Raw genomic sequence first — 23,685 nt, forward strand, 5'->3', positions numbered from 1 at the left:
TCAGCGGCTCGTCACCGGAGTTTCCGCGACCGGCGTCAGCGGCGGTTTGCCGGCGAACCAGGTTTTCAGATTGTCGACCACCAGCTGATCCATGGCATTGCGGGTTACCACCGAAGCCGAACCGATATGTGGCAACAAAACGACATTCTGCATGCTGCGCAGTTCGTCCGGCACGTTCGGTTCTTTTTCGAAGACATCGAGGCCCGCGGCGAGAATGGCGCCCGACTTCAGCGCCGCTGTCAGCGCCTGCTCGTCGACCACGGAGCCGCGCGCCACGTTGATGATCACGCCGCGCGGGCCGAGCGCCTTCATGACCTCGGCGTTGACCATTTTGGCGGTTCCGGCGCCGCCCGGAACGATCACGACCAGCGTGTCGACCGCCTTCGCCATCTCGATCAGGTCGGGATAATGCTTGTACGACACGCCGTCGGCGGGCTTGCGCGAATGATAAACCACGGGAACGCGCGAGGCCTCCAGCCGGCGCGCGATCGCCTGGCCGATCCGGCCCATGCCGACCATGCCGACCTTGCGGTCCCTCAGCGAGCCGACGCTCAGGGGAAAGTTCTGCGTCAGCCAGAGGCCGGAACGTACATAGCGATCAGCCTTGACGAACTCGCGCAAGGTCGCGATCAACAGGCCCATCGCGATATCGGCGACTTCCTCGGTCAGGACGTCGGGCGTATTGGTGACGACGATATTATGCTCGTGCGCGTAATTCGCATCGATGTGATCGTAGCCGACGCCGAAGGAAGAAACGATCTCGAGCTTGGGGAAACGCGCCAGCGTCTTGCTGTCGCCGCGGACTGAGTTGTAGGTCACCGCGGCGCCGCGGATTTTTTCCGCGACCGCCGGCGTCAGCCGTTCGAGGTCGCCGGTGGTCTCGAAGGAATGCAGCACGAACTGGCCGGAAAAGCCGTTATCGACGATCGGCTTGCTCGGCCCATAGATCAGCAAATCGATTTTCTCGGAAGAAATATTGCCGCCAACCATCAGTTTTCCTTTCCAAGCGCGCTCTCATGCCAGCGCCGCAATACCAGGTGCGAAACTAGCGCCAACAGCCCATAAATGACAATTCCGGCGGCGGAGAGCAACAGTAACGCGGCGAACATTCGGGGAATGTTGAGGCGATAGCCGGATTCGGCGATTCGGTAGGCAAGTCCGGAACCGGCGCCCGCCGAGCCGGCCGCGATCTCCGCTACCACAGCGCCGATCAGCGACAGGCCGCCCGCGATCCGCAAGCCGCCAAGGATGAAGGGCAGCGCGGAGGGCAGCTTGAGATAGGCGAGCGTCTGTGCCCGCGACGCGCCGTAGAGCTGGAACAGGCCGGCCAGATTGCGATCAACGGAATTCAGCCCCAGCGTGGTGTTGGAGAGCACCGGAAAGAAGGCGACGATCCAGGCGCAGACGATCACGGCGGTCTGCTGCGGCAGGTAGATCAATAGCAGCGGCGCGATCGCGATCACCGGCGTCACCTGCAGGATGACCGCGTAGGGGAACAGCGAATATTCCAGCCACTTCGATTGATTGAACAGAAGCGCCAGTGCAATGCCGCCGATCCCGGCGGCGACAAAACCTTCGAACGTGGTCAGCAATGTCGTCAGCAGCGATTGCGCCAGCACCGGCCAGTCGCTGACCAGTGTTGCGAACACCGCGATCGGACCCGGCAGCACATAGGGCGGAATGTGGTTGAGCCGCACCACGAGCTCCCATACCGCGACGCCGGCGGCGAGCACGACGATCGGGAGCAGGATGCGGACCAGGCGCAGGCTGACCTGCTCGGGCGCGGCCTGGCGGGCGGACAATGGCGGTGGCTGCAACGTATTCATTAGTCTGATAGCCCTGAATAGGAGGGCGCCAGTGCGTTCGAAACCTCGCGGCAATAGCCGGCATAGGCGGCGGAGGTCCTGAATTCCTCGCCCCGCGGCTCCGGCGCATCGATGCGGATTTCGGCACTGAGGCGTCCGGGCCGCGACGTCATCACGACCACGCGCTGCGACAGATATACCGACTCGAACACCGAATGCGTGACGAAGATGACGGTCTTGCGCAGATTACGCCACAGCGCCAAAAGATCGTTGTTCAGCCGGAAGCGGGTGATTTCATCGAGTGCGGCGAACGGCTCGTCCATCAGGAGAATATCGGGATCGGTGACCAGCGCGCGCGCCAGTGACACCCGCATCTTCATGCCGCCGGATAATTCGCGGGGGTAGGCGGCGGCGAATTCGGCAAGCCCCACCTGCTGCAATGCCTCCTCGATGCGCGCGTCCGCCTCGGCCGCGGGCGCATGCGCGAGTTTCAGCGGCAGCCGCACATTTTCGCGCACGCTGGTCCAGGGCATCAGCGTCGGCTCCTGAAACACGAAACCTATTGCATGCGCGCCGCGCGCCCCGCCGCTGCGAAGCGCGACGCCGACGCTGCCGGCACTCGGCGCGGCAAGCCCCGCGATCAGCCGCAGTGCCGTCGATTTTCCGCACCCCGACGGCCCGAGCAGCGAGACGAATTCGCCCCTGGCCACGTCGAGGTCCAGCGGCCCCAGCGCCGCGACGCCGGAATCATAGACCTTGGTGACAGCGCGCAGGCTCACCGCGAGGCCGGCGGTATCCGCTTCGGTCAGGGCTGCCGGCTCCGCCATCGCGCCGTTACTTCTTGGGCCGCAGATCGAGACCGACGCCCTTGTTGATGAAGCGAAGCGTATAGGCCTTGCGGAAATCGATGTCGGGACGGACCACGCCGGCACGCACCATCTTGTCGAAGAAGCTGGTCGCCCGCTCGTCGCTCATGGCGCCGATGCCATCGCGCAGGGTGTCGCCGGAATCGACAATACCGTATTCCTTCATCTTGCCGACCGAGAACGCGAGCAACTCATCGGTCATTTCCGGATTGAGCTTTTTGATCAGCGCATTGCCCGGCGCATTGTTGCCGTAGAGATAGTTGTACCAGCCGATGATCGACGCGTCGACGAAGCGTTGAACCAGATCGGGCTTCTTGTCGGTCAATTCGCGGCGGGTCTCGATCAGGGTCGAATAGGAGTTGAAGCCATAATCCGCCAGCAGGATGATTCCCGGCTTGAAATTGGCGGCTTTTTCGACCGCGAACGGCTCCGACGTGACATAGCCCTGCATCGCGCTTTGCGGGCTGGCGATGAACGGCTGCGGGTTGAAGGTGTAGGGCCTGACCTTCGCCTCGCTGAATCCATATTCGGATTTCAGCCACTGGAAATAGCTGGAGATGCCCTCCTTGGACACGAACAGCGTCAGCGGCTTGAGCTGTTCGAGCTTTGTGATCTTCGATGCGGGATGGGTCAGGAAAACCTGCGGATCCTTCTGGAAGATCGCGGCGACCGTCACCACCGGCACGTTGTTGGCGACCGCGTCGAACGACATCAGGGTGTTGGCGGCCATGAAGAAATCGAGCTTGCCGGCGATCAGCAGCATGCGGTTGTTGTCATTCGGCCCGCCCGGCACGATGGTGACATCGAGCCCGTATCGCCGGTAGGTACCGTCGGCCACCGCCTGGAAAAAACCGCCGTGCTCGGCTTCGGGAACCCAGTTGGTGCCGAACGAGACCTTGTCCAGCGTGGTTTGGGCGCCTGCCGGGAGGACGGCCAAGGACAGGGACATGACCAGGGCCAAGGACAGAGACAGGAGGCCTAAGGTTAACGCTCGCGGCAAAAGTGCCGGGTTCATGATTGGACTCCGTCGATCGTTCTGGCCCATGATAGGGAACGGACGCTGGTCGCGTCCTGTCCGCAAACTACCTTGCAAACGCGCTTAAAGAAACATTTCACTCGATGACTTCCCTGCTCCCTCCCCGCGACTGGACCGACATCCACTGGCCCGGCATTTCCGAGACCACGCCGGAGCGATGGATCGCGGTGCTGCCGCTGGCGGCCACCGAGCAGCACGGCCCGCATCTGCCTGTCGGCACCGACATCATGATCGCGCAGGCCTATCTGGCGCGGGTGCGCGAAGTCTTGCCCGACACCATCCCCGCGACCTTCCTGCCGCTGCAGCCGGTCGGGATTTCCACCGAACATATCGACTATCCGGGCACGCTGACGCTGCCGACGGAGGTTGCGCTGAAGAGCTGGATGGCGCTCGGCGAGAGCGTCGCGCGCGCAGGGGTCAAGAAGCTCGTGATGGTTACGAGCCATGGCGGCAACAGCGCGGCCATGACCCTGGTCGCGCAAGATCTGCGCGCGCAGCACGGCATTCTCGCGGTCACCACCGGATGGTTCCGGTTCGGCGCGCCGGACGGATTGTTTTCGCCCGAAGAACTGCGTCACGGCATCCATGGCGGCGCATGGGAAACCTCGATCATGCTGGCGCGCCATCCGGAAGCTGTGCGTAAGGACAAGATCGCCGATTTCCGCCCCACGAGCATCGCGATGGAGCAGGAATATCGCTGGCTCTCGGCGCACCGGCCGGTGCCGTTCGCGTGGCAGACCCAGGATCTCCACGCCAGCGGCGCCGTCGGCGATGCCGCGATCGCCTCCGCGGAAACGGGCGAGATTCTGCTCGATCACGGCGCGCACGCGTTCTGCGAACTGCTTGCCGACGTCGATAAATTCGACGTGAAGAGGCTTTCGGACGATCCCCACCAACCGTCTAAGTGATTGTTATTTATACTTATTTTTGGAGGCGCCGGGTTCGGTTCGGCTGAATCGAACCGGAATCGAGAACGCCCCGTCCAACTGGCATGCGGACCACAACGGTCCCGCGCTCAACCGGATGGAGTTTCTCATGTCGATCAAGTCCAAAATTGCCGCCGTCGCCCTTGTCGCTCTGGCCGTCACCGGCAGCATCGCGTCCACCACCACCAAGGCAGAAGCCCATGGCCTTGGCTGGGGTGTCGGAGCCGGTATCGTCGGCGCCGCGATCGTCGGCAGCGCGATCGCCGCCAGCAACGACGGCTATTATTATGGCGGCGGCTATCGCCGCTGCGGCTGGGTTCGCCAGTTCGACGCCTACGGCAATTTCATCGGCCGCGTCCGCACCTGCAATTACTACTGACAGCCGCTTGATCGCGTAGTGGATCCCGCGTCCGGCACGGGCGCCTCATCCACCCCCGTGTCGCACACCCGACCCGCCCGGACGTCCCCCGGGCGGGTCAACCTTTTTAATCACAGCAGCGGAAAACCGCTCAAAGTCCCCACCGGCGAATGAACCAGACCTTCACCACATGAGTGAGGATCGCGTAGGTCACCAGCATGGCCGCAACCAGCGGCCAGTACTGCCAGGGGAGCGGCTGGAAACCCAACGCCGCACCCGCCCAGGTGAAGGGCAGTATCATTCCGACCGTGCAGATGATCACCGTCGTCGCGATCAGTGCGGGGCTGGCATGACTCTCGACGAACGGGATCTTGGCGGTCCGGATGATGTGAATGATCAGGGTCTGGGTCAGAAGCGATTCCACGAACCATCCGGTCTGGAACAGCGACGGATTATCCCAGGCATCGAACACGTAGAGCATCATGCCGTAGGTCGCATAGTCGAAGATCGAGCTGATCGGCCCGATGAACAGCATGAATTTGAAGATGTTACCGATGTCCCATTTTCGGGGTAACGCCAGATACTCCTCGTCGACATTGTCGGTTGGAATCGTCGTCTGCGAAAAATAGTACAGCAGATTGTTGGTCAGCACCTGGATCGGCGCCATCGGCAGGAACGGCAGGAAGATGCTCGCGCCGAGCACGCTGAACATGTTTCCGAAATTCGAGCTCGCGCCCATCTTGATGTATTTCGTGATGTTCGCAAAAACCTTGCGGCCTTCGGTCACGCCTCGGCAAGGACGAGCAGGCTCTTTTCGAGCAGAACTTCTTCAGGCGCTCGGCGGCCTCGGTCGCCGACAGGCCTTCCGGCGCGGACTGCAGTTTCGCGCAGGCTTCGCGGGGCTGAAGGCGGCTGAGTTCCGCAAGCACCCCATCATGGACGGCGGGTTGCGCACCGGTGCGCGCGCTCGCCTGGATCGGTTTCGAGAAGACGTTCATGGGGAATATCGCTGGGTTTGGGCCGAAGCCGCGCTCGCAGCAAACATCATCGTAAAGGGGCCGTGAAGCGTTGCGACAGATCAAGCTTCCGGCATCCTCGATCGCGCGGAATTTTCGGATGGCAGCACGCCGACCATGCCGGCGCTGTCTGCGGCCACCGCCAGCCGAACCTCCGGCGCGCATGGGTCCCACCGCCCGTTCGCAGCAATCATACGATTGACATAGCATAGGGGGGTACCCTATATGCGTTCAATGGCACACACGATCCGGGAAAAGAAAAAGCTGCTCGCGCGGGTGGGGCGCATCCGCGGCCAGATCGAGGCGATCGAGCGGGCGCTGACCGAGGAAGCCGAATGCGAGCGCATCATGCACATGATCGCCGGCATTCGCGGCGGCGTCGCGGGCCTGATGGCGGAGGTGGTCGAGGACCATATCCGCACCCATCTGGTGGACCCCGAGCGGAATCCGGGCGCGCTCAACGCCGACGCCGCTGATCAGCTCATCGAGGTGGTCCACACCTACCTGAAGTGAGGGACGCCATGTCCGACGCCGAAGAGCTGTTTCAGTTTCCGCCGCACGACCATGTCTTTCTGGGCAAGGATCACGACAAGGCCGAGCGCCGGACCTGGGCGGTGATCGTGCTGTGCACCATCATGATGATCGCCGAGATCATCGGCGGGGCGCTGTTCGGCTCGCTGGCGCTGATCGCCGACGGTTTGCACATGTCGACCCATGCCGGCGCGCTGCTGCTGGCGGCGCTGGCCTATACGTATGCCCGCAAATACGCCAACGATCGCAGTTTTTCGTTCGGCACCGGCAAGTTCGGCGATCTCGCGGGCTATTCCAGCGCCATCGTCCTGGCGATGATCGCGCTGTTGATCGGCTATGAAGCGGTGTCGCGCCTGCTCAACCCCGTCTCGATCAGCTTCAACGAGGCGATCCCGATTGCCGTGCTCGGCCTCGCGGTCAATGTCGCCAGTGCCTGGCTGTTGTCCGGCGGGCATCACCACGATCGCGGCCATGGGCATTCCCATGGCCACAGCCACGGCCACGAGGACGAAGCCCGTCGGATCGCACTGGGGAGTTCCATCCTGGACATCAAGGTGTTTGAAGACGGCGTGCCACCACGCTTTCGTGTCCGCGCAGAAGGGGGTGAACTGCCGGCTGCCGACCTCACCATCGAGACCACGAGGCCGAACGGCAGCCGCCAGCTATTCGTCTTCGAGGACCGCGGCGATTATCTGGAGTCGCGCGACGAGATCCCGGAGCCGCACGCCTTCCTCGCCAGCATTCGACTGATGCAGGCGGGCCGCCCCCATGAACGCGAACTGGAATTTGAAGAGCACGATCATGACGACGCGCACGGCCACGGTGGCGCGCATCACCGCGACAACAATATGCGCGCCGCCATCGTTCACGTCATGGCCGATGCCGCGGTCTCGGTTCTGGTGATTGCCGGGCTGTTGCTGGCGCGCGCCTTCGGCTGGCTCTGGATGGACCCACTGGCCGGCTTCATCGGCGCGCTGGTCATCGCCAACTGGTCGGTGGGCTTGCTGCGCGACACCGGTGGCATCCTGCTCGACCGCACTCCGGATCCGCGCATGGCCGAGAAAGTCCGCGGATTGATCGAAGCCGATGGCGATCGGGTCACTGATCTACATCTCTGGCGGCTCGGGCCCGGACATCTTGGCGCCATCGTCTGCGTCGCCACCACGGGAGAACGCAAGGCGGCGGATTACCGGCAGCGGCTGGCGAGATTCGCAGACCTGTCACATGTCACCGTAGAGGTCCAGCACTCCCAGTCCTTCAAGGGCTGAGGCGGCGTTTGGAGAAATCCGGCGATTTTCACGCGGAAATAGCGGTGTTGCATGGCTGTCACATCTGGATGCCATTCAACATCTGCCTCCCAGTCAGTTGTTGCAATTAAGAATTATTCGCAATAAGCCTTGGGAATAAACTGCGGCCTGGATTGCTCTGGTCCTGGCGCGGAATTATCCGCAACTGAAAACAGACGAAATCATTCATTGGTGGCAGCGCGCCGGCAAATCTGCAGAGTGACGAAAGAGACCGCCGGAATGTTCGCGCTGGAAGCACCCACACGATGAGCCGCTGCAGCCGACCCTGGGAGCGCGTAGTCGCGGGCGTGGGCTTGAGCCTTTTCGCCTGCGACGGCGCCGCACTCGCCGCGGACCTGCCGCTCAAGGCGCCGGCGATCAAGGCCGTCTACGACTGGACCGGATTTTATCTGGGCGGCCATGTCGGCTATGGCCGCGGCAGTCTCGGTCCCGGCACCAATCCCCTACCCGAACAGGGCGTGTTCTTTCCGCACAGCGTAACCGGCCTGATCGGCGGTTACCAGGTCGGCTACAGCAAGCAGTTGCCGAACCATATCGTGCTCGGCGTGGAGGCCGATGCATCGTTCACAAGCCCGCTGGATGGCCCGCGACTGGCGCCAGCCCCCTTCAACACGACGATCGACTATCTCGGCACCGCGCGCGGCCGTATCGGCTATGCGTTCGGAAGGCTGCTGCCCTATATGACCGGCGGCTTTGCCTGGGGACACAGCCATGTCGACGTCAATGACGCCGACGGCAGTGTCATCTCGTCGCCCGGACAAACTCAATTTGGCTGGACCGCGGGCGCCGGCGTCGAATTTGCCGTCAGCGGCAACTGGAGCGCCAAGCTCGAATATGACTACATCGATCTGTCGCGCCGGACGGTCGATCTGAGCACCTTCGGATTGCCGGGCGTCAATGTCGATCCCAACATCCACCTCGTCAAACTCGGGCTGAATTATCGCTTCGGCGATACGCCGCCCTGGCTCGCGCCGGATACCAACAAGACCGCGCTGCCGGAATCGACCGACTGGAACGTCCACGCACAAACCACTTTCATTGCATCGGCCTATCCCTCGTTCCGCTCGCCCTATGCCGGCACCAACAGCCTGCCCGGCGGCGGACAGGCCCGCGATACCTGGACCGCGACGGCGTTCCTCGGTGTGCGCCTGTGGCAGGGAGGCGAATTCTATTTCAATCCGGAGTTCGCGCAGGGATTCGGCCTGAACGGAACGCTCGGGCTTGCTGGCTTTCCCAATGGCGAGGCGCAGAAGGCGGGCGCGCCGTTCGGGAAAGTCCGGCCGCAACGCTATTATTTCAAACAGACCTTCGGGCTCGGCGGCGAACAGGAAGACGTCGAAGACGCCGCCAATCAACTGCCGGGCAAGCGTGACATCGATCGCGTCACGCTGATCGTCGGCCGTTTCGCGGTCGGCGATTTCTTCGACGGCAATTCCTACGCCAAGGATCCGCGCGCGGACTTCATGAACTGGGCGATGTGGTCGTCGGCCGCCTACGACTTCCCGGCGGATTTGCCGGGCTACACCCGCGGCGGCGTGGTCGAGCTCAATCGCAAGGATTGGGCGTTGCGCGCCGGCGTGTTCGAGGTGCCCACGGCGCCCAACAGCGACGTCCTCACCTACAAGGCCGGCGGCACCGTCGTCGAATTCGAGGAACGCCACACATTGTTCGACCAGCCCGGCAAATTGCGGCTGGGCGCGTTCGGCAACCAGGGCAATATGGGCAACTACCGACAGGCGCTGGCAATCGAAGCCGCCGACCCGACGCAGGACATCAACGTGGTGATGACGAGCATTCAGCACACCAACCCGAAATACGGCTTCTACGCCAACCTCGAACAGCAGATCGCCAAGGACGTCGGGCTGTTCGCGCGCGCGAGCTGGAACGACGGCCAGAACCAAATCCTGTCATTCACCGATATCGACCGCAGCCTCTCCGGCGGCTTCTCAATCAAGGGTAGCCATTGGGGACGCCCGAACGACACCATCGGCGTCGGCGGCGCCATCAACGGCCTGTCCAGCGCCCACCGCGACTTCCTCGCGGCCGGCGGGCTAGGCCTTCTGATCGGCGACGGCCGGCTCAACTACCGCCCCGAACAGATTCTCGAGACCTATTACGCCTACGCGATCGACAAGAACTTTACGCTCACCGCGGACTATCAACTCTTCACGAATCCCGCCTATAACGCCGACCGTGGGCCGGTCTCGATCTTCTCAGGACGCCTGCACGGCGAATTCTAGATCGGGATGACTTTTCTTCAAGTCGTCATCCCGCTCTATCTTTTTGTTTGAGCATGATCTTCTCGGAAAACCGGTTCCCACTTTTCCGGATCATGCTCTAGGCGCTTCGGGCGACAAGGCGGCTCTCATGGCCCTGCAAGACATCCGCGTGCCGGCCCTGGGGCAGGCGCTGCGGCCCAACATCTGGGACCTGGTGGCGCTGATCCTGGTGATCGGCGCCATGGTGCTGATTGTCTATGGCGGCGAGCAGACCACGCTGCCTCTGTCGGCGCTTGACGTCGCCCCGGTCACGCTCGACCCGGCCAATCTTCCGCTTTATGCCTTGCGGACCACGCTGCGCATGCTGCTGGCGATCGTCTGCTCGATCGTCTTCACCTTCCTCTATGCCGCGCTTGCCGCCAAGAGCCGCCGCGCCGAGATGGTGCTGATCCCGCTACTGGACATCCTGCAGTCGGTGCCGATCCTCGGCTTCCTGACCTTCACCGTCGTGTTCTTCCTCAACCTGTTTCCCGGCCGCGTGCTGGGGGCTGAACTCGCCTGCGTATTCGCGATCTTCACCAGCCAGGCCTGGAACATGACCTTCAGCATGTACCAGTCGATGCGCAACGTGCCGAAGGACCTCGAGGAGGCCACGCAGAGCTTTCATTTGAGCGGCTGGCAGCGGTTCTGGCGGCTCGACGTGCCGTTCGCGATGCCCGGCCTGATCTGGAACACCATGATGTCGATGTCGGGCGGCTGGTTCTTCGTGGTGGCCTCGGAAGCGATCACGGTCGGCAACACCACCGTCACCCTGCCCGGCATCGGCTCTTATGTCGCGCTCGGCATTCAAAAGCAGAACCTGCCCGCGATCGGCTACGCTATCCTGACCATGCTGCTGGTGATTATCGCCTACGACCAGTTGCTGTTCCGTCCCGTGGTGGCCTGGGCCGACAAATTCCGCTTCGAGCAGACGTCGTCGGTCGCAGCCCCCTCGTCCTGGATGCTCGATCTGTTCCGGCGCACCCGCGCACTGCGCGCCCTGACCTATCCGTTCGCGGCCCTGAACAAGGCGGTCTCCAACCTGCATATCGCGCTGCCCGATTTCCTCAGGGCGCCGGCGCGAAGCGGCCCGCCGTCGCGTTTGGTCGACGCGGCCTGGATTGCGCTGATCGCCGCAAGCACGGGATACGCCGGCTGGCGCGCCTATCAATATCTCTCGGCGAGCTTGAGCCCGTCCGACATCGCTACCGCCGTCGGATATGGCTTCATCACGCTGTCGCGCGTCGTCGTGCTGATTGCGCTGGCGACCCTGATCTGGGTGCCGGTCGGGGTGTGGATCGGGCTGCGGCCCAAACTCGCCGAGCGAATCCAGCCGCTGGCGCAGTTTCTGGCGGCGTTTCCGGCAAACCTCGCCTTCCCGGTGTTCGTGGTGATCATCGTGCGTTTCGGCCTGAGCCCGAATATCTGGCTCAGCCCGCTGATGATCCTGGGCACCCAGTGGTACATCCTGTTCAACGTGATCGCGGGCGCGAGCGCGTTCCCGAGCGACCTTCGCGAGGCCGCCGGCTCCTTCCACCTCAAGGGATGGCGCTGGTGGGTCAAGGTGATCCTGCCCGGCATCTTTCCCTATTACATCACCGGCGCCATCACCGCCTCGGGCGGCTCGTGGAACGCCTCGATCGTCGCCGAAGTGGCGAGCTGGGGCGACACCCATCTGACGGCTACCGGCCTCGGCGCCTATATAGCCACCGCGACCGAAGCCGGCGATTTCCCCAAGGTGGTTCTCGGCATCGCCGTGATGTGCATTCTGGTAACGCTCTTCAACCGGCTCTTGTGGCGGCCGCTTTATGCCTTCGCCGAGCGCCGTCTTCGCCTCGGCTGACCGGGAAGGAAAAACCCATGCTCGATCAAACCATCCAGACCAGCCTGGTCGAAATCCACGGCGTCTGCCGTTCGTTTCCGAAAGGCAGCGGCGAGCAATTGCTGGTGCTCGAGAAAGTCGATCTCACCATCAAATCCGGCGAGATCGTCGGCCTGCTCGGGCGTTCCGGCTCGGGCAAGTCGACGCTGCTGCGCATCATCGCCGGCCTGATCGCGCCGTCCTCGGGCGACGCCAAATGCCGCGGCGAGATCATCGTCGGACCGCCGAACGGCGTCGCGATGGTGTTCCAGTCGTTTGCGCTGTTTCCCTGGCTGACGGTCTTGCAGAACGTCGAACTGGGACTGGAGGCGCTTGGCATCGAGGCCGCCGAACGCCGCACGCGCGCGCTGGCCGCGATCGACCTGATCGGTCTCGACGGCTTCGAATCCGCCTACCCCAAGGAATTGTCGGGCGGCATGCGCCAGCGCGTCGGCTTTGCCCGGGCGCTGGTGGTGCATCCGGACTTGCTGTTGATGGACGAGCCGTTCTCGGCGCTCGACGTATTGACCGCCGAGACGCTGCGCACCGACCTCGTCGATCTCTGGATCGAGGGCCGGCTGCCGATCAAGTCGGTCTTGATGGTGACGCACAATATCGAGGAAGCGGTGCTGATGTGCGACCGCATCCTGGTATTCTCCTCCAACCCCGGCCGCGTCGCCGCCGAGATCAAGGTCGACCTGCCGCACCCGCGCAATCGTCTGGATCCGGTATTCCGGCAACTGGTCGACAACATCTATGCGCGCATGACCCAGCGGCCCGAGCCGAAATTGCCCTCGCTGGAGGGCATTCCCGGCGCCGGCGTCGGCATGGTCCTCAACCACGTCTCCTCCAACGTGCTGTCCGGCCTGATCGAGACGCTGGCGGGCCCGCCCTATAACGGCCACGCCGACTTGCCGGTATTGGCAGGTCATTTGCAGCTCGAGGCCGACGAGATCTTTCATCTCGGCGAAGCCCTGCAATTGCTGCGGTTCGCGCAATTGAGCGAGGGCGACCTGATGCTGACGGAGGCGGGAAAGCGCTTCGCGCATCTGGAAACCGATGCGCGCAAGAAATTGTTCGCCGAACACCTCGTCAGCTACGTGCCTGTCATGGGCCTGATCCGCCGGGTGCTCGACGAGCGCCCCTCCCACGCCGCCCCCGCCGCGCGCTTCCGCAACGAACTCGAAGACTACATGTCGGAGGATTACGCCGACGAGACACTCAAGACCATCGTGTCATGGGGCCGCTACGCCGAGCTGTTCGCCTATGACGAGCAGTCGGAATCGTTCAGTCTCGAAAATCCGCATTGAAAACTTTGCCCGTCATTCCGGGGCGACGCGACGCGTCGAACCCGGAATCTCGCGCAACGATCTCTGGATTCCGGGTTCGCGCTACGCGCGCCCCGGAATGACGTATAAAAATAAAACACGCATACACCTCCGCGATCCCGCGGCGCGCTGCGCCCGGGGTTTGACCGAATCTTCCGCCCTGAAACAATGAGGGCGCAGGGAATGCCGGGCGCCCGATGCGCCCGATAGCCGCGTGTGCAGGGATAGTGGTAGAACGCACACGCGTTAGTCAGGTCACACCGGAATCACCCGGCATTCCCTACGCAATGGTTTACGGCTTACTCCGCGCTCTCCCCGGTGATCGGCTTGTTGACACCGTCACTGGCGAAAAACTCCGCCCGCTTGACGCCGGCACCGAGGCGTCAGGACCACACGGCTTGGCCATCCGCAAGACAGCGCCCTCGTCAGAAGCACAGCCCGCGTCCACCGCATCCCGCACCCTACGTCCGTGACGATCGCGATACGCCCCTCATGTGGGACGGGATGACTTCGATATATCCCTGCTTCGGGTGTGACGTCAAGAACAATTTCGGAAAATCGGAAATAGATGATTTGTCGCTCGGCGGGCACAGGGCGCATGCTTCTGATGCAACCGCCCAAACGGCAACGGCTATCGCGTGCCGGCGCGGTCTCCCACGGACGTGACGGATGTGGTAGAATGCCGGCGTTCCGCCCCACGACTGCCCGGAGACCCACATGACGATCGCCGATATGGTTTACAGCCAGGTGAAGCTGTTGCCCGAACCGCTGGCCCGCGAGGTGCTCGACTTCATCGGCTTCCTGCGCGAGGGCCGGGATCGCGCCGAATGGCGCGATCTGACCAACGCGCAGGCGACCGGGCTGGTCGCCGTCTGGGATAACCCCGAGGACAAAGTCTGGGACAATGTTTGAGCGCGGGGATCTGCTGCTCGTCCCGTTCCCGTTCACCGATCTGTCGGCCGCGAAGCGTCGGCCGGTGCTGGCGGTCACTGCCGCCGACAGTTTCGGGGACTTCATCGCCATGCCGGTCACATCGCGTCCGCAGGCCGAGCATGGCCTGCCGCTCTCGGCGGCGGACATGCTGACCGGAACGCTGCCGGCACCGAGCTGGATTCGCACCAATCGCATCGTTACCCTTAACGCCAGTCTGGTGGTCAAGAGCGTCGGTCGTGTTTCCGAACAGGTCGTGACAGCGGCCGTGAAGCTATTTTGCGCTTATGTCGGATATCCCGAACGGAAATAAGTCGGAGCTGTTCAGCCAGGAAAATCCGCATTGATCGTCGTCCCGGCGAAAGCCAGGACCCAGACGACGCCGCGGTGCTGGACGCATGATCGCAAACGGCGGTGCCGGGATTGTGGGTCCCGGCTTTCGCCGGGACGACGAGGGCGCCTACCCCGCCGGCGAGAAGCTGTCCGCCCGCGCCATCGCCCAGGCTTCGCGGTAGCGGGAATCGCTGGTGCCGTCGATCAGTTCGCCCGGACGCAGCGACGGATAGAGTCTGGCGAACGACTGCACCTCGGTCGTCGAGCTTCGCTGCGAGAAATGGATCGGCTGCAGTTGCTGCGGATGTTCGAGCCCGGCGGCGGCCAGCAGTTCGGCCAGCGCATGCAGCGTCGCGTGGTGATAATTATAGACCCGCTCGATCTTGTGCGGCACCACCAGCGCGCGAGCGCGGGAGGGATCCTGCGTGGTCACGCCGGTCGGACACCGGTCGGTATGGCAGCTCAGCGACTGGATGCAGCCGAGCGAGAACATGAAGCCGCGCGCCGAATTGCACCAGTCCGCGCCGATCGCCATGGCGCGCGCCATGTCGAAGGCGGTCGCGATCTTGCCCGCGGCGCCGATGCGGATGCGGTCGCGCGCGTTGATGCCGATCAGCGCGTTGTGGACGAAATTGACCCCCTCGCGCATCGGCATGCCCAGATGGTCCATGAACTCCAGCGGCGCCGCACCGGTGCCGCCCTCATTGCCGTCGACCACGATGAAATCGGGATAAATGCCGGTCTGCAGCATCGCCTTGCAGATCGCCAGAAATTCCCAGGGATGACCGACGCACAGCTTGAATCCGGCCGGCTTGCCGCCGGACAGCCGCCGCATCTCGCCGATGAAGGCCATCATTTCCAGTGGCGTCGAAAACGCATGGTGATAGGCCGGCGAGATGCAATCCTCGCCCATCGCCACGCCCCTGATTTTTGATATCTCCTCCGAAACCTTGGCCGCCGGCAGCACGCCGCCATGTCCAGGCTTGGCGCCCTGACTGACCTTGAGTTCGACCATCTTGATCTGATCGTCGGTGGCGACGCGGGCGAATTCCTCCGGATTGAACGAGCCGTCCCGGTTGCGGCAACCGAAATAGCCGGAGCCGATTTCCCAGATGATGTCGCCGCCATTCTCGCGGTGATAGGGGCTGACACCGCCCTCGCCAGTGTCGTGGGCGAAGCCGCCCTTCCTGGCGCCCGCGTTCAGCGCGCGCACCGCGTTCGGACTAAGCGCGCCAAAGCTCATCGCGGAGATGTTGAAGACCGAGGCCGAATACGGCTTGGTGCAATCCGGGCCGCCAATGGTGATGCGAAATTGCCCCTCGGCTCGCGCCTTCGGCGCCACCGAATGGTGCATCCATTCATAGCCCTCGCGATAGACGTCTTCCTGGGTTCCGAAAGGCCGCTTGTCGAGTACCATCTTGGCGCGCTGGTAGACCAGGGCGCGGGTGTCGCGGGAAAACGGCATGCCGTCCTTCTCGCTCTCGAAGAAATACTGCCGCATCTCCGGCCTGATCTCTTCCAGCAGGAAGCGGATATGCGCCGAGATCGGATAGTTGCGCAGCACCGCATGGCTCTTCTGCGTGAGATCACGAATGCCGAGCACGGTGAGGCCGCCGAAGATCAAAAGTGGGATCAGGACCAGATCGAACACCTTGCGGTCGACGATCCCCAAGCCCAGAAGCAGCCCCGTGGCGACGGCGCAGATCGTCAGCACAATGAAGCGTGGCGAGAACGGAAGCAGCAGCGTTTCCATGGCACCCTCCGGCAGATCTGCCGCATTGTTCTTTTCGGCCGCAGCCTAATCCAAACTTCAAACCAGTGCTGTACACAATATCTCGGTCACAGATCATGGATATGACGGGTTGTCAGGCCAGCCAATCGGCGGGGGCCTGATCAATCCGCCCCCGCGACGGGCGCCCGACCTGGCCCTTTTGCAGTGCAGCGTAGGCGGGTCTCTCAATGGCTATGCGGGCGCATCTCGTCCGGAATGCCTGATTTCTCCAGGCCGCCCTGCGCCAGCCAGGCATCGGTGGACCGGATGGCGCGCTCGATATGATCCGAGGTGCGCGAGAAGTCGTAGGGCGACCCCACCAGCGGGCATAATGGCGGCACCACGAAATATTCGATGTCGGGGCCGAGACCCTCCAGCTCGCTCACCAATTGCCGCGCGATCAGCAGCGTCAGCGCATGCAGCGCGTTCGCGACCGCGCCCGACGGCGGGGTGTGGGTGGCGCAGGCATAGCCGGTCGGCAGGATGATCAGGCGCTGCGCGCCTTTGGCAACGGCGACCCTGACCGGCGTGTTGGAGGAGATCGCGCCATCGGCGAGGTAGAAATCCTTGTAGGGAACGGGCGCGAAGGCGCCGGGGATCGCGGTGGAGGCGATGATCGCCTGAGCGGCCGAGCCCTCCGACAGCACCACGCTGTCGCCCGAGACGATGTCGGTGGTGACGATATGAACCGGCAGCACGGCGTCCTGCAGGTTGCGATAGGGCAAATGATCGTCGATCAGCCTGGCGATGCCGTCATGGGGAATCAGGAAATCGCGGCGCCAGACGAAGCCCAACAGCGTCCGCCAGGTGACCGGAAAGACGTCGTGCCGCGTCAAGCCGCGCCAGATGGTCTCAAGCTGCAGCACGCCCTTCAGCGTGGGATCGCCGGCATAATAAGCGCCGTTCAGCGCGCCGACGCTGGAGCCGACCACCATATCCGCCGAGATGCCGTTGGCGGCGAGCGAGTGCATCATGCCCACCTGGATGGCGCCAAAACTGCCGCCGCCCGCGAAGACAAGGGCCGTCTTGCTGCGGCCGGCGTGGTTGGATCCGGACAAGGTTCTGTGCGCTCCGGGGATTGACGCGATGGCGGAAAGCCAAGCGATATCAGGCCGGGCTTATAGCAGCCGGTGAACGGGCCGCGCCATCAATAGTGGGTGTTGGCTTAGCCGTCATTCCGGGGCATCGCGCAGCGATGAACCCGGAATCTCTGGATTCCCCGATGTGCAACTGCACATCTGAGGTTCGCGTCTACGACGCGCCCCGGAATGACGGCCTGGAGAAACGAGGGTTCAGCGCTCGACGAACGCCTTCTCGATCACAAAATGGCCGGGCTCGTTGCCAGAGCCTTCGGCAAAACCGCGGGCTTCGAACATCTGGCGGAGCTCTTCCAGCATGCCCGGGCTGCCGCACATCATGATGCGGTCGCTTTCGATATCGAGCGCCGGCTGGCCGATGTCGTCAAACAGCTGTTCCGAGGTGATGAGGTCGGTGATGCGGCCGCGGTTGCGGAACGGCTCGCGGGTGACGGTCGGATAATACACGAGCTTTTCGGTCAAGAGCGGCCCGAACAATTCGTCCTCGCGCAATTTTGCCACCAGTTCCTCGCCATAGGCGAGTTCGGAGACCTGCCGGCAGCCGTGCACCAGCACGATGGAGTCGAACTTGTCGTAAACTTCCGGATCCTTGATCAGGCTCGCGAACGGCGCCAGACCCGTTCCGGTCGACAGCAGCAGGAGGCGCCGGCCCGGGATCAGATTGTCCGCGATCAACGTGCCGGTCGCCTTGCGGCCGACCAGGATGGTGTCGCCTTGCCTGATTTTCTGCAGCCGCGAGGTCAGCGGCCCGTCGGCGACCTTGATCGAGAAGAACTCCAGTTCGTCCTCGTGATTGGCGCTCGCCATCGAATAGGCGCGTAACAGCGGACGGCCGTCGACCTCGAGCCCGATCATGGCGAACTGCCCGTTGTGGAACCGGAAGGCGGAATTGCGGGTGGCCCGGAAGCTGAAAAGCGTATCGGTCCAGTGGTGGACAGAAAGAACTTTCTCTCTATGGAATGCGCTCATGTGTTTTCGTTTTTCCGATTGGCCCGAATGAGAACGAACGAGTTGTTTGGCCCCGAAAGAGGCTAAAAACCCCTGCAGCGATTGAGGATTTAGCGTTTCACCTACGCCAAAACACCAGATAGTCAACCGCCGTGGACGCGCAATGGAGCTGCCAAATGCGACTAGGTTTATTTTGCAAAAAGGCCGCAAAACATCTTGATCGCGCGGCCCCGTCGCGCGCAATTAACTTGCTGAAATCGGCGCCTTGCAGGCAATAAATTGCCGGGACGGCGTTTCGGCGCGAGCGTGCCATCCGCGTTTGCGGCAACTGAACGGTCTTTCAAGATGCTTAACAGCCAGCGCACATTCGTGGATGCCGTAAAGAAGTACTGCACCGCTCACGGCATCGCGATCGAGATCAGGGCCCAGGGCTGGCTCATCATCATGCAGCACCGGGCGAAGCGGCATCTCGCGTTCGGATACGATCTCGGTTTGAACACCGCCGTCGCCCATCGGATCGCGAACGACAAGGCCGCGACCGCGGACGTGCTGCAGGCTTGCGGCATTCCCTGCATCCCGCACACGCTGTTCCTGAGTCCGAAAATGAACAAGTACATCCCTCCACAGCGCTCATGGGAGGCGATGCTTGCGCTGCTGCGGCAGAATCCCGATGGGATCGTCGTCAAGCCGAACGAGGGCACCGGCGGCGACTCCGTATTCAAGGTGTCGAGCGAGCCCGATCTCGAGCTCGCCGTACACCGGATCTTTTCCTCCAGTCTCGGTCTTGCGATTTCGCCCTACGTGGCGATCGACAGCGAGATCCGCGTGGTCCTGCTCGATCATCATCCGCTGGTGGTTTACGCTAAGAACCGCCCCGCGATCACGGGCGACGGCGCGCATTCGCTGCTGGAGCTGGCACTGGCCAAAACGCCGGTCGAACAGCGATCGGCGGTCCTGCCGGACATGCTCGCCGATCTCGATCGCGCCGCGCTTGACGCGATCGTGCCCGCGGGCCAGCGGCGCGTGCTGAACTGGCGGCACAACCTCGATTCAGGCGCGCGGCCGGAACTCCTGACGGAGGGCAAGATCAGGCAAGCCTGCATCGAGATCGCCGTGCAGGCGGCAGACACGATCGGGATACGATTCGGATCGATCGACGTCGTCGAGGTCGGCGGCGTCCTGAAAATCCTGGAGATCAATTCGGGAGTGATGATGGAAGCGCTCGGCAAGCAACACCCCGAACTGGTCGACGCCGCCTATAGTGCCGCACTGGACAAGGTGTTTGGTAATCCGTCGTCCCGGCCTTGAGCCGGGATCCATCGCCACCGGCGCCGGTTGGTACGGCAGGCCTTAAGTCGTGCCGGCAAAAATCGAAAGCCGCGGCGTCGCGATGAGCGCGATATCGCTTACGCTGGGGGCCCGGCGTTCGTCGGGACGACGCGCTTCAGTTGCTCGTGCCCTCGGTGTCGTTGAGCACCTTGAAGGCTTCCTCGAGCTGCGGCGAAATTTCGACGTTGAGTTTCTCGCCGGTCGGCAGCCGCGCCATGAACCATTTGTTGTAGAGCGGAATCAGATCGCGGTTCGAGCCAAGCTTGTGGAAGGCGCGCTCCACCACGGCAGCGAGTTGCGGCTCGCTCTTGCGGAACATGATGCCGTAGGGATCGTAGGACAGATAATCGCCGGTGACGCGGAATTTGTCCTGCGACTTGTGCCGCGCGATCAGGCCGTAGAGCAGGATGTCGTCGGTCGCGAACGCGTCGGCCTTGCCGTCCACCAGCATCTGGTAGGATTGCTCGTGATCGGGGGCGGCGACGATGTTGAGCCCGAGCGCGAGCTTCGTGTCGACCGCATGCATCGCCTGCTCGTTGGTGGTGCCTTTGGTCACCACCACGGTCTTGCCCTTCAGATCCGCCGCCGCCGCGATGCCCGAGGCCTTCGTCACCATCAATTTGGTGCCGGCCACGAACATCAGCGGCGAGAACGCCACCTGTTTGGCGCGCTCGGCATTGGCCGTGGTCGATCCGCATTCGAGATCGATCTTGTTCTGCACCACCGCCGGAATGCGGTCGTCGGAGGTGACCTTGACGTATTCGATCTTCAGACTGGCATCGTCGACCTCGGCGCCAATTTCGTCGACGATGGCTTCGCAGAGTTCGAGGCTGTAGCCGATCGGCCGGTTGGCCTGATCGAGGAACGAGAACGGCGGCGAACTCTCGCGATAGCCGAGACGCACGACATGCGTCTTCTTGATGTTGGCAAGCGTCGGGCTCAGCCCTTCGCCGCCGGTCTGCGCGTTGGCGGCCGTGGTCAGCAAGACCACGGCGGCAAGCCAACCCGCCACCGGCAGGTATCGCCTCACGGAATAGCCCATCATGATCTCCTAGGCGTGGCCGGGCTGCATTCCCGGCAGCTCGCCGGGGATCATATCCGGCGGCACGACGTCGTCGGGGCCGAGCGCATGCACGGGCGCCAGTTCGCCCTCCCACTTCGCCACCACCGAGGTGGCGAGCGAATTGCCGATCACGTTGGTGGCGCTGCGTCCCATGTCCAGGAAAGTGTCGATGCCCATGATCATCAACAGGCCCGCCTCGGGAATGTTGAACTGGCTCAGGGTCGAGGCGATCACCACCAGCGAGGCGCGGGGAACGCCGGCGACGCCCTTCGAGGTGATCATCAGCGTCGCCAGCATGGCGAACTGCGTGCCGAGCGACATTTCGATGTGATAGGTCTGGGCGATGAAGATGCTGGCAAAGGTGCAGTACATCATCGTGCCGTCGAGATTGAAGGAATAGCCGAGCGGCAGCACGAAGCTCGAGATCCGCGACGACGCGCCGAAGCGGTTGAGGCCTTCGAGCGTCTTGGGATAGGCGGCCTCCGAACTCGCGGTCGAGAACGCGATCATCAGGGGCTCGCGGATCAGCCGCAGCAGATGGCTGTATCGGGGACCGATGACCACGAAGCCGACTATGACGAGAATGCCCCACAGCAGCAGCAGCGACAGATAGAAACCGCCCATGAAGACGACGAGCTTCCACAACACCAGAAGGCCGTTCTTCGACACCGTCGCCATGATCGCCGCCCACACCGCGATCGGTGCGAACTTCATGACATAGCCCGTCACCTTCAGCATGATGTGGCCGAGGTCGTCGATCAACGACAGCATCTGTTTGGAGCGCTCCGGCATCGCGCCGAGTGCTACCGAGAAGAACACCGCGAATACCACGATCTGCAGGATTTCGTTCTGCGCCATCGCATCCGCGATCGAGGTCGGAATCAGATGGGTCAGGAATTTCTCGATCGAGAATGCCGACACCGGCAATCCCGTCGATTGCGCCTTGTCCGGCAGCGTGCCGGGGAAATTGGCGCCGGGCTGCAGCAGATTGACCATCACGAGGCCCAGCAGCAGCGACACGAACGAGGCGCTGACGAACCAGCCCATGGTCTTGGCGAAAATCCGCCCGAGCTTGGCGCCGCTTCCCATATGGGCGATGCCGCCGACCAGGGTCGCGAACACCAGAGGCGCGATGATCATCTTGATCAGCCGCAGGAACAGCATCGCGATCAGGTTTACGTCCGCTGCGATATCCGCCCTAGTATCGGGAAGATAATTGAAGACCAGCGTTCCCATCACAATGCCGAGCACCATCGCGATCAGAATGTACTGCGTAAACCTGTTGGACATTATTGACCCCCAAAACGATCCGGCGCGCGGAGTTTGGCACATTTCGCGAGCAGCGCAACACGCTTCAACCTGCCGGCGCGTTTGCCACCAGGTTCCCGATATGGGATGAAATGCTCCGCAGTATCGACGCAGTGCACAATCTGTGCAGTTGCACGTTTCATGCGCGGCCATTGCACCAAGAACGGCCATGTCAGGGAGAAAGCACCATGAGCGACATCGTCAATCGTCAGGTCCTGCTGGTGGAAAAACCGGCCGGAAAACTCGGGCCGGAGCATTTCAAGATGTCGGAGGCGCCAATGCCGGAACCGAAGGACGGCGAGGCCTTGCTGCGGGTGCGCTATATTTCGCTGGATGCCGCCAACCGCGCCTGGATGCACGGCGCGACCTATCGTGCGGCGGTCGAGACCAACACCGTGATGGCCGGCGGCGGCATCGCCGAGGTCGTGTCGTCGAAAGCACCTGGGCTTGTTCCGGGCGACATCGTGTTCGGTGATACCGGCTGGCAGGAATACGCCGTCGTGCCGGCGAAGCATCTGAGCAAGATGCCGAAGCTCGAGCCGATGACGCATCTGTTGAGCGTCTACGGCATCGCCGGCCTCACCGCTTATTTCGGGCTGCTCGACATCGGCAAGCCGAAGGCCGGCGAGACCGTCGTGGTCTCGGCCGCGGCCGGCTCGGTCGGATCGATCGTCGGCCAGATCGCCAAAATCAAGGGCTGCCGCGTCGTCGGCATCGCCGGCGGCAAGGACAAGTGCGACTGGCTGACAAGCGAACTCGGCTTCGACGCCGCGGTCGATTACAAGGATGGCGCGGTGTTCAAGGCGCTCCGGGCGGCGGCGCCGAAGGGCATCGACGTCTATTTCGACAATGTCGGCGGCGACATCCTCGAGGCATGCCTGGCGCAGATGACCAATCGCGGCCGCATCGCCTGCTGCGGCGCGATCTCGCAATATGACGGCGTGCCGTCGGCGCATGGCCCGCGCGGCGTGCCCGGCCTGATCGTGGTGAAGCGCCTCGTCATGCAGGGTTTCATCGTGATGGACTATATGGACCAGCGCGATCAGGCCCTGAAGGATCTGCAATCCTGGGTCGCCGCCGGCAGCCTGAAAGTCCAGGAAGACATCATCGACGGCCTCGAGAACACGCCGCAGGCGTTGATCGGGCTGCTTGCCGGCGAGAACCGCGGCAAGCGGATGATCAAGGTGTAAGGCCCGACGGTTTACCTTGCAACGCAAGCACTCTACAGTTTGCGAACGCGGTAAGGCGACGTCCGCCCCTCAGGCAGCCCCTAATGATGACGCCGCCGCGCGGGGCCGTTGCGGATCGCCGGCGAAGGGGGTTGGTATTCCGGATTCGGGCCGCAGGAGCCGCCGATGCCGGACGCCGTGGCCCTGCATTGCTCGATAGTTGAAAAATCGCAATGCAGAGAGCCGGAGTCGAACCCGCCATCCAGGCAGACCGGGTATGTTTCTGCCCGGGCCGGCGGGGTGGCCCCAGGAGCGAGCGTTGCAGAAGCGAGTGCGGCCAAAGCCAGAAGGTGCCAACGCATTCCGTATCTCCCCTGTGACGGTGGCGCCGTGGAGCTGTCGTTTGCGGGATAACGGAAGCCGCCCCGATGGCAGGCCGGCCCGC

The 23,685-nt window shown here is 63.0% G+C and carries 23 protein-coding genes; 12 read left to right on the forward strand and 11 right to left on the reverse strand.

Annotation, left to right across the window (positions count from 1 at the left end; genetic code table 11):
• The 4 genes from B5525_RS07420 to B5525_RS07435 are packed head-to-tail and all read right to left on the reverse strand — an operon-like array spanning position 1 to position 3,686.
• On the reverse strand, positions 1–990 hold the full coding sequence (locus tag B5525_RS07420; RefSeq protein WP_079565421.1) for a 2-hydroxyacid dehydrogenase: 990 nt from the start codon (positions 988–990) through the stop codon (positions 1–3).
• Positions 990–1,826: an ABC transporter permease gene (locus tag B5525_RS07425; RefSeq protein WP_079565422.1), complete on the reverse strand. Its 837-nt coding sequence runs from the start codon at positions 1,824–1,826 to the stop codon at positions 990–992. The genes B5525_RS07420 and B5525_RS07425 overlap by 1 nt, the downstream gene beginning before the upstream one ends.
• Entirely contained in the window at positions 1,826–2,632 is an 807-nt protein-coding gene (locus tag B5525_RS07430) for an ABC transporter ATP-binding protein (RefSeq protein ID WP_079565423.1), read from the reverse strand. Before B5525_RS07430 ends, B5525_RS07425 begins: the two co-directional genes overlap by 1 nt.
• 7 nt (positions 2,633–2,639) lie before the next feature.
• Positions 2,640–3,686, reverse strand: coding sequence for an ABC transporter substrate-binding protein (locus B5525_RS07435; RefSeq protein ID WP_079565424.1), 1,047 nt, complete (start codon positions 3,684–3,686; stop codon positions 2,640–2,642).
• Positions 3,687–3,790: 104 nt separating this feature from the next.
• Between B5525_RS07435 and B5525_RS07440 the strand changes: the two genes are divergently transcribed.
• The gene (locus tag B5525_RS07440) at positions 3,791–4,615 is read left to right on the forward strand and encodes a creatininase family protein (RefSeq protein WP_079565425.1); all 825 of its coding nucleotides are present in this window, start codon (positions 3,791–3,793) and stop codon (positions 4,613–4,615) included.
• Between the two features lie 127 nt (positions 4,616–4,742).
• Complete coding sequence (locus B5525_RS07445; protein ID WP_079573052.1) at positions 4,743–5,012, forward strand: hypothetical protein; 270 nt, start codon at positions 4,743–4,745, stop codon at positions 5,010–5,012.
• A 130-nt stretch (positions 5,013–5,142) separates the two neighbouring features.
• On the opposite strand, the gene B5525_RS07450 is transcribed toward B5525_RS07445, so the two are convergent.
• Positions 5,143–5,694, reverse strand: coding sequence for a cation transporting ATPase C-terminal domain-containing protein (locus B5525_RS07450; protein WP_338075267.1), 552 nt, complete (start codon positions 5,692–5,694; stop codon positions 5,143–5,145).
• On the opposite strand from B5525_RS07450, the gene B5525_RS47480 reads away from it, so the two are divergent.
• The 8 genes from B5525_RS47480 to B5525_RS07485 all read left to right on the forward strand — a co-directional run bounded on the left by B5525_RS47480 (position 5,678) and on the right by B5525_RS07485 (position 14,535).
• Entirely contained in the window at positions 5,678–6,055 is a 378-nt protein-coding gene (locus tag B5525_RS47480) for a hypothetical protein (RefSeq protein WP_338075268.1), read from the forward strand. The genes B5525_RS07450 and B5525_RS47480 overlap by 17 nt on opposite strands.
• A gap of 186 nt (positions 6,056–6,241) precedes the next feature.
• Positions 6,242–6,520, forward strand: a complete 279-nt coding sequence (locus tag B5525_RS07455) for a metal/formaldehyde-sensitive transcriptional repressor (RefSeq protein ID WP_079565426.1) — start codon at positions 6,242–6,244, stop codon at positions 6,518–6,520.
• Between the two features lie 8 nt (positions 6,521–6,528).
• Entirely contained in the window at positions 6,529–7,806 is a 1,278-nt protein-coding gene (dmeF, locus tag B5525_RS07460; protein ID WP_079565427.1) for a CDF family Co(II)/Ni(II) efflux transporter DmeF, read from the forward strand.
• A 284-nt stretch (positions 7,807–8,090) separates the two neighbouring features.
• Entirely contained in the window at positions 8,091–10,085 is a 1,995-nt protein-coding gene (locus B5525_RS07465) for a carbohydrate porin (protein ID WP_079565428.1), read from the forward strand.
• Between the two features lie 127 nt (positions 10,086–10,212).
• Entirely contained in the window at positions 10,213–11,946 is a 1,734-nt protein-coding gene (locus B5525_RS07470; RefSeq protein ID WP_079573054.1) for an ABC transporter permease, read from the forward strand.
• Between the two features lie 17 nt (positions 11,947–11,963).
• Positions 11,964–13,274, forward strand: a complete 1,311-nt coding sequence (locus tag B5525_RS07475; protein ID WP_079565429.1) for an AAA-associated domain-containing protein — start codon at positions 11,964–11,966, stop codon at positions 13,272–13,274.
• Positions 13,275–14,009: 735 nt separating this feature from the next.
• On the forward strand, positions 14,010–14,204 hold the full coding sequence (locus tag B5525_RS07480) for a hypothetical protein (protein WP_079565430.1): 195 nt from the start codon (positions 14,010–14,012) through the stop codon (positions 14,202–14,204).
• On the forward strand, positions 14,197–14,535 hold the full coding sequence (locus B5525_RS07485; RefSeq protein WP_079565431.1) for a type II toxin-antitoxin system PemK/MazF family toxin: 339 nt from the start codon (positions 14,197–14,199) through the stop codon (positions 14,533–14,535). Before B5525_RS07480 ends, B5525_RS07485 begins: the two co-directional genes overlap by 8 nt.
• A gap of 147 nt (positions 14,536–14,682) precedes the next feature.
• Here the strand turns inward: B5525_RS07485 and B5525_RS07490 are convergent, their stop codons facing one another.
• From B5525_RS07490 to B5525_RS07500, 3 genes are all read right to left on the reverse strand, one after another.
• Complete coding sequence (locus B5525_RS07490) at positions 14,683–16,308, reverse strand: FMN-binding glutamate synthase family protein (RefSeq protein WP_079565432.1); 1,626 nt, start codon at positions 16,306–16,308, stop codon at positions 14,683–14,685.
• Positions 16,309–16,511: 203 nt separating this feature from the next.
• Positions 16,512–17,384 carry a patatin-like phospholipase family protein gene (locus B5525_RS07495; protein ID WP_244567848.1) on the reverse strand — a complete coding sequence of 291 codons (873 nt, stop codon included), beginning with the start codon at positions 17,382–17,384 and terminating at the stop codon, positions 16,512–16,514.
• Positions 17,385–17,618: 234 nt separating this feature from the next.
• Positions 17,619–18,392 (reverse strand): ferredoxin--NADP reductase, encoded by a 774-nt coding sequence (locus tag B5525_RS07500; RefSeq protein WP_079565434.1) that lies wholly within the window; start codon positions 18,390–18,392, stop codon positions 17,619–17,621.
• 324 nt (positions 18,393–18,716) lie between these two features.
• On the opposite strand from B5525_RS07500, the gene B5525_RS07505 reads away from it, so the two are divergent.
• Entirely contained in the window at positions 18,717–19,679 is a 963-nt protein-coding gene (locus B5525_RS07505; RefSeq protein WP_079565435.1) for an ATP-grasp domain-containing protein, read from the forward strand.
• A gap of 136 nt (positions 19,680–19,815) precedes the next feature.
• On the opposite strand, the gene B5525_RS07510 is transcribed toward B5525_RS07505, so the two are convergent.
• Together B5525_RS07510 and B5525_RS07515 are read right to left on the reverse strand one after the other, a co-directional pair.
• The gene (locus B5525_RS07510; RefSeq protein ID WP_425305256.1) at positions 19,816–20,745 is read right to left on the reverse strand and encodes an amino acid ABC transporter substrate-binding protein; all 930 of its coding nucleotides are present in this window, start codon (positions 20,743–20,745) and stop codon (positions 19,816–19,818) included.
• A 6-nt stretch (positions 20,746–20,751) separates the two neighbouring features.
• On the reverse strand, positions 20,752–22,053 hold the full coding sequence (locus B5525_RS07515) for a dicarboxylate/amino acid:cation symporter (RefSeq protein WP_079565437.1): 1,302 nt from the start codon (positions 22,051–22,053) through the stop codon (positions 20,752–20,754).
• Positions 22,054–22,259: 206 nt separating this feature from the next.
• Here B5525_RS07515 and B5525_RS07520 point away from each other — a divergent pair, with 206 nt between their 5' ends.
• On the forward strand, positions 22,260–23,261 hold the full coding sequence (locus B5525_RS07520) for an NADP-dependent oxidoreductase (RefSeq protein WP_079565438.1): 1,002 nt from the start codon (positions 22,260–22,262) through the stop codon (positions 23,259–23,261).
• Positions 23,262–23,341: 80 nt separating this feature from the next.
• Here the strand turns inward: B5525_RS07520 and B5525_RS07525 are convergent, their stop codons facing one another.
• Entirely contained in the window at positions 23,342–23,602 is a 261-nt protein-coding gene (locus B5525_RS07525; RefSeq protein ID WP_079565439.1) for a DUF3551 domain-containing protein, read from the reverse strand.
• Positions 23,603–23,685: the final 83 nt, after the last annotated feature.

Source organism: Bradyrhizobium erythrophlei (genome assembly GCF_900129505.1).
GTDB lineage: Bacteria > Pseudomonadota > Alphaproteobacteria > Rhizobiales > Xanthobacteraceae > Bradyrhizobium > Bradyrhizobium erythrophlei_D.

Coding starts and splice junctions, on each gene's coding strand:
- B5525_RS07480 (WP_079565430.1), top strand. CDS start 14,010: ATGACGATCGCCGATATGGTTTACAGCCAGGTGAAGCTGTTGCCCGAA.
- B5525_RS07510 (WP_425305256.1), bottom strand. CDS start 20,745: ATGATGGGCTATTCCGTGAGGCGATACCTGCCGGTGGCGGGTTGGCTT.
- B5525_RS07500 (WP_079565434.1), bottom strand. CDS start 18,392: ATGAGCGCATTCCATAGAGAGAAAGTTCTTTCTGTCCACCACTGGACC.
- B5525_RS07425 (WP_079565422.1), bottom strand. CDS start 1,826: ATGAATACGTTGCAGCCACCGCCATTGTCCGCCCGCCAGGCCGCGCCC.
- B5525_RS07445 (WP_079573052.1), top strand. CDS start 4,743: ATGTCGATCAAGTCCAAAATTGCCGCCGTCGCCCTTGTCGCTCTGGCC.
- B5525_RS07515 (WP_079565437.1), bottom strand. CDS start 22,053: ATGTCCAACAGGTTTACGCAGTACATTCTGATCGCGATGGTGCTCGGC.
- B5525_RS07455 (WP_079565426.1), top strand. CDS start 6,242: ATGGCACACACGATCCGGGAAAAGAAAAAGCTGCTCGCGCGGGTGGGG.
- B5525_RS07525 (WP_079565439.1), bottom strand. CDS start 23,602: ATGCGTTGGCACCTTCTGGCTTTGGCCGCACTCGCTTCTGCAACGCTC.
- B5525_RS47480 (WP_338075268.1), top strand. CDS start 5,678: ATGCTCGCGCCGAGCACGCTGAACATGTTTCCGAAATTCGAGCTCGCG.
- B5525_RS07490 (WP_079565432.1), bottom strand. CDS start 16,308: ATGGAAACGCTGCTGCTTCCGTTCTCGCCACGCTTCATTGTGCTGACG.
- B5525_RS07475 (WP_079565429.1), top strand. CDS start 11,964: ATGCTCGATCAAACCATCCAGACCAGCCTGGTCGAAATCCACGGCGTC.
- B5525_RS07430 (WP_079565423.1), bottom strand. CDS start 2,632: ATGGCGGAGCCGGCAGCCCTGACCGAAGCGGATACCGCCGGCCTCGCG.
- B5525_RS07440 (WP_079565425.1), top strand. CDS start 3,791: ATGACTTCCCTGCTCCCTCCCCGCGACTGGACCGACATCCACTGGCCC.
- B5525_RS07435 (WP_079565424.1), bottom strand. CDS start 3,686: ATGAACCCGGCACTTTTGCCGCGAGCGTTAACCTTAGGCCTCCTGTCT.
- B5525_RS07485 (WP_079565431.1), top strand. CDS start 14,197: ATGTTTGAGCGCGGGGATCTGCTGCTCGTCCCGTTCCCGTTCACCGAT.
- B5525_RS07420 (WP_079565421.1), bottom strand. CDS start 990: ATGGTTGGCGGCAATATTTCTTCCGAGAAAATCGATTTGCTGATCTAT.
- dmeF (WP_079565427.1), top strand. CDS start 6,529: ATGTCCGACGCCGAAGAGCTGTTTCAGTTTCCGCCGCACGACCATGTC.
- B5525_RS07465 (WP_079565428.1), top strand. CDS start 8,091: ATGAGCCGCTGCAGCCGACCCTGGGAGCGCGTAGTCGCGGGCGTGGGC.
- B5525_RS07520 (WP_079565438.1), top strand. CDS start 22,260: ATGAGCGACATCGTCAATCGTCAGGTCCTGCTGGTGGAAAAACCGGCC.
- B5525_RS07505 (WP_079565435.1), top strand. CDS start 18,717: ATGCTTAACAGCCAGCGCACATTCGTGGATGCCGTAAAGAAGTACTGC.
- B5525_RS07470 (WP_079573054.1), top strand. CDS start 10,213: ATGGCCCTGCAAGACATCCGCGTGCCGGCCCTGGGGCAGGCGCTGCGG.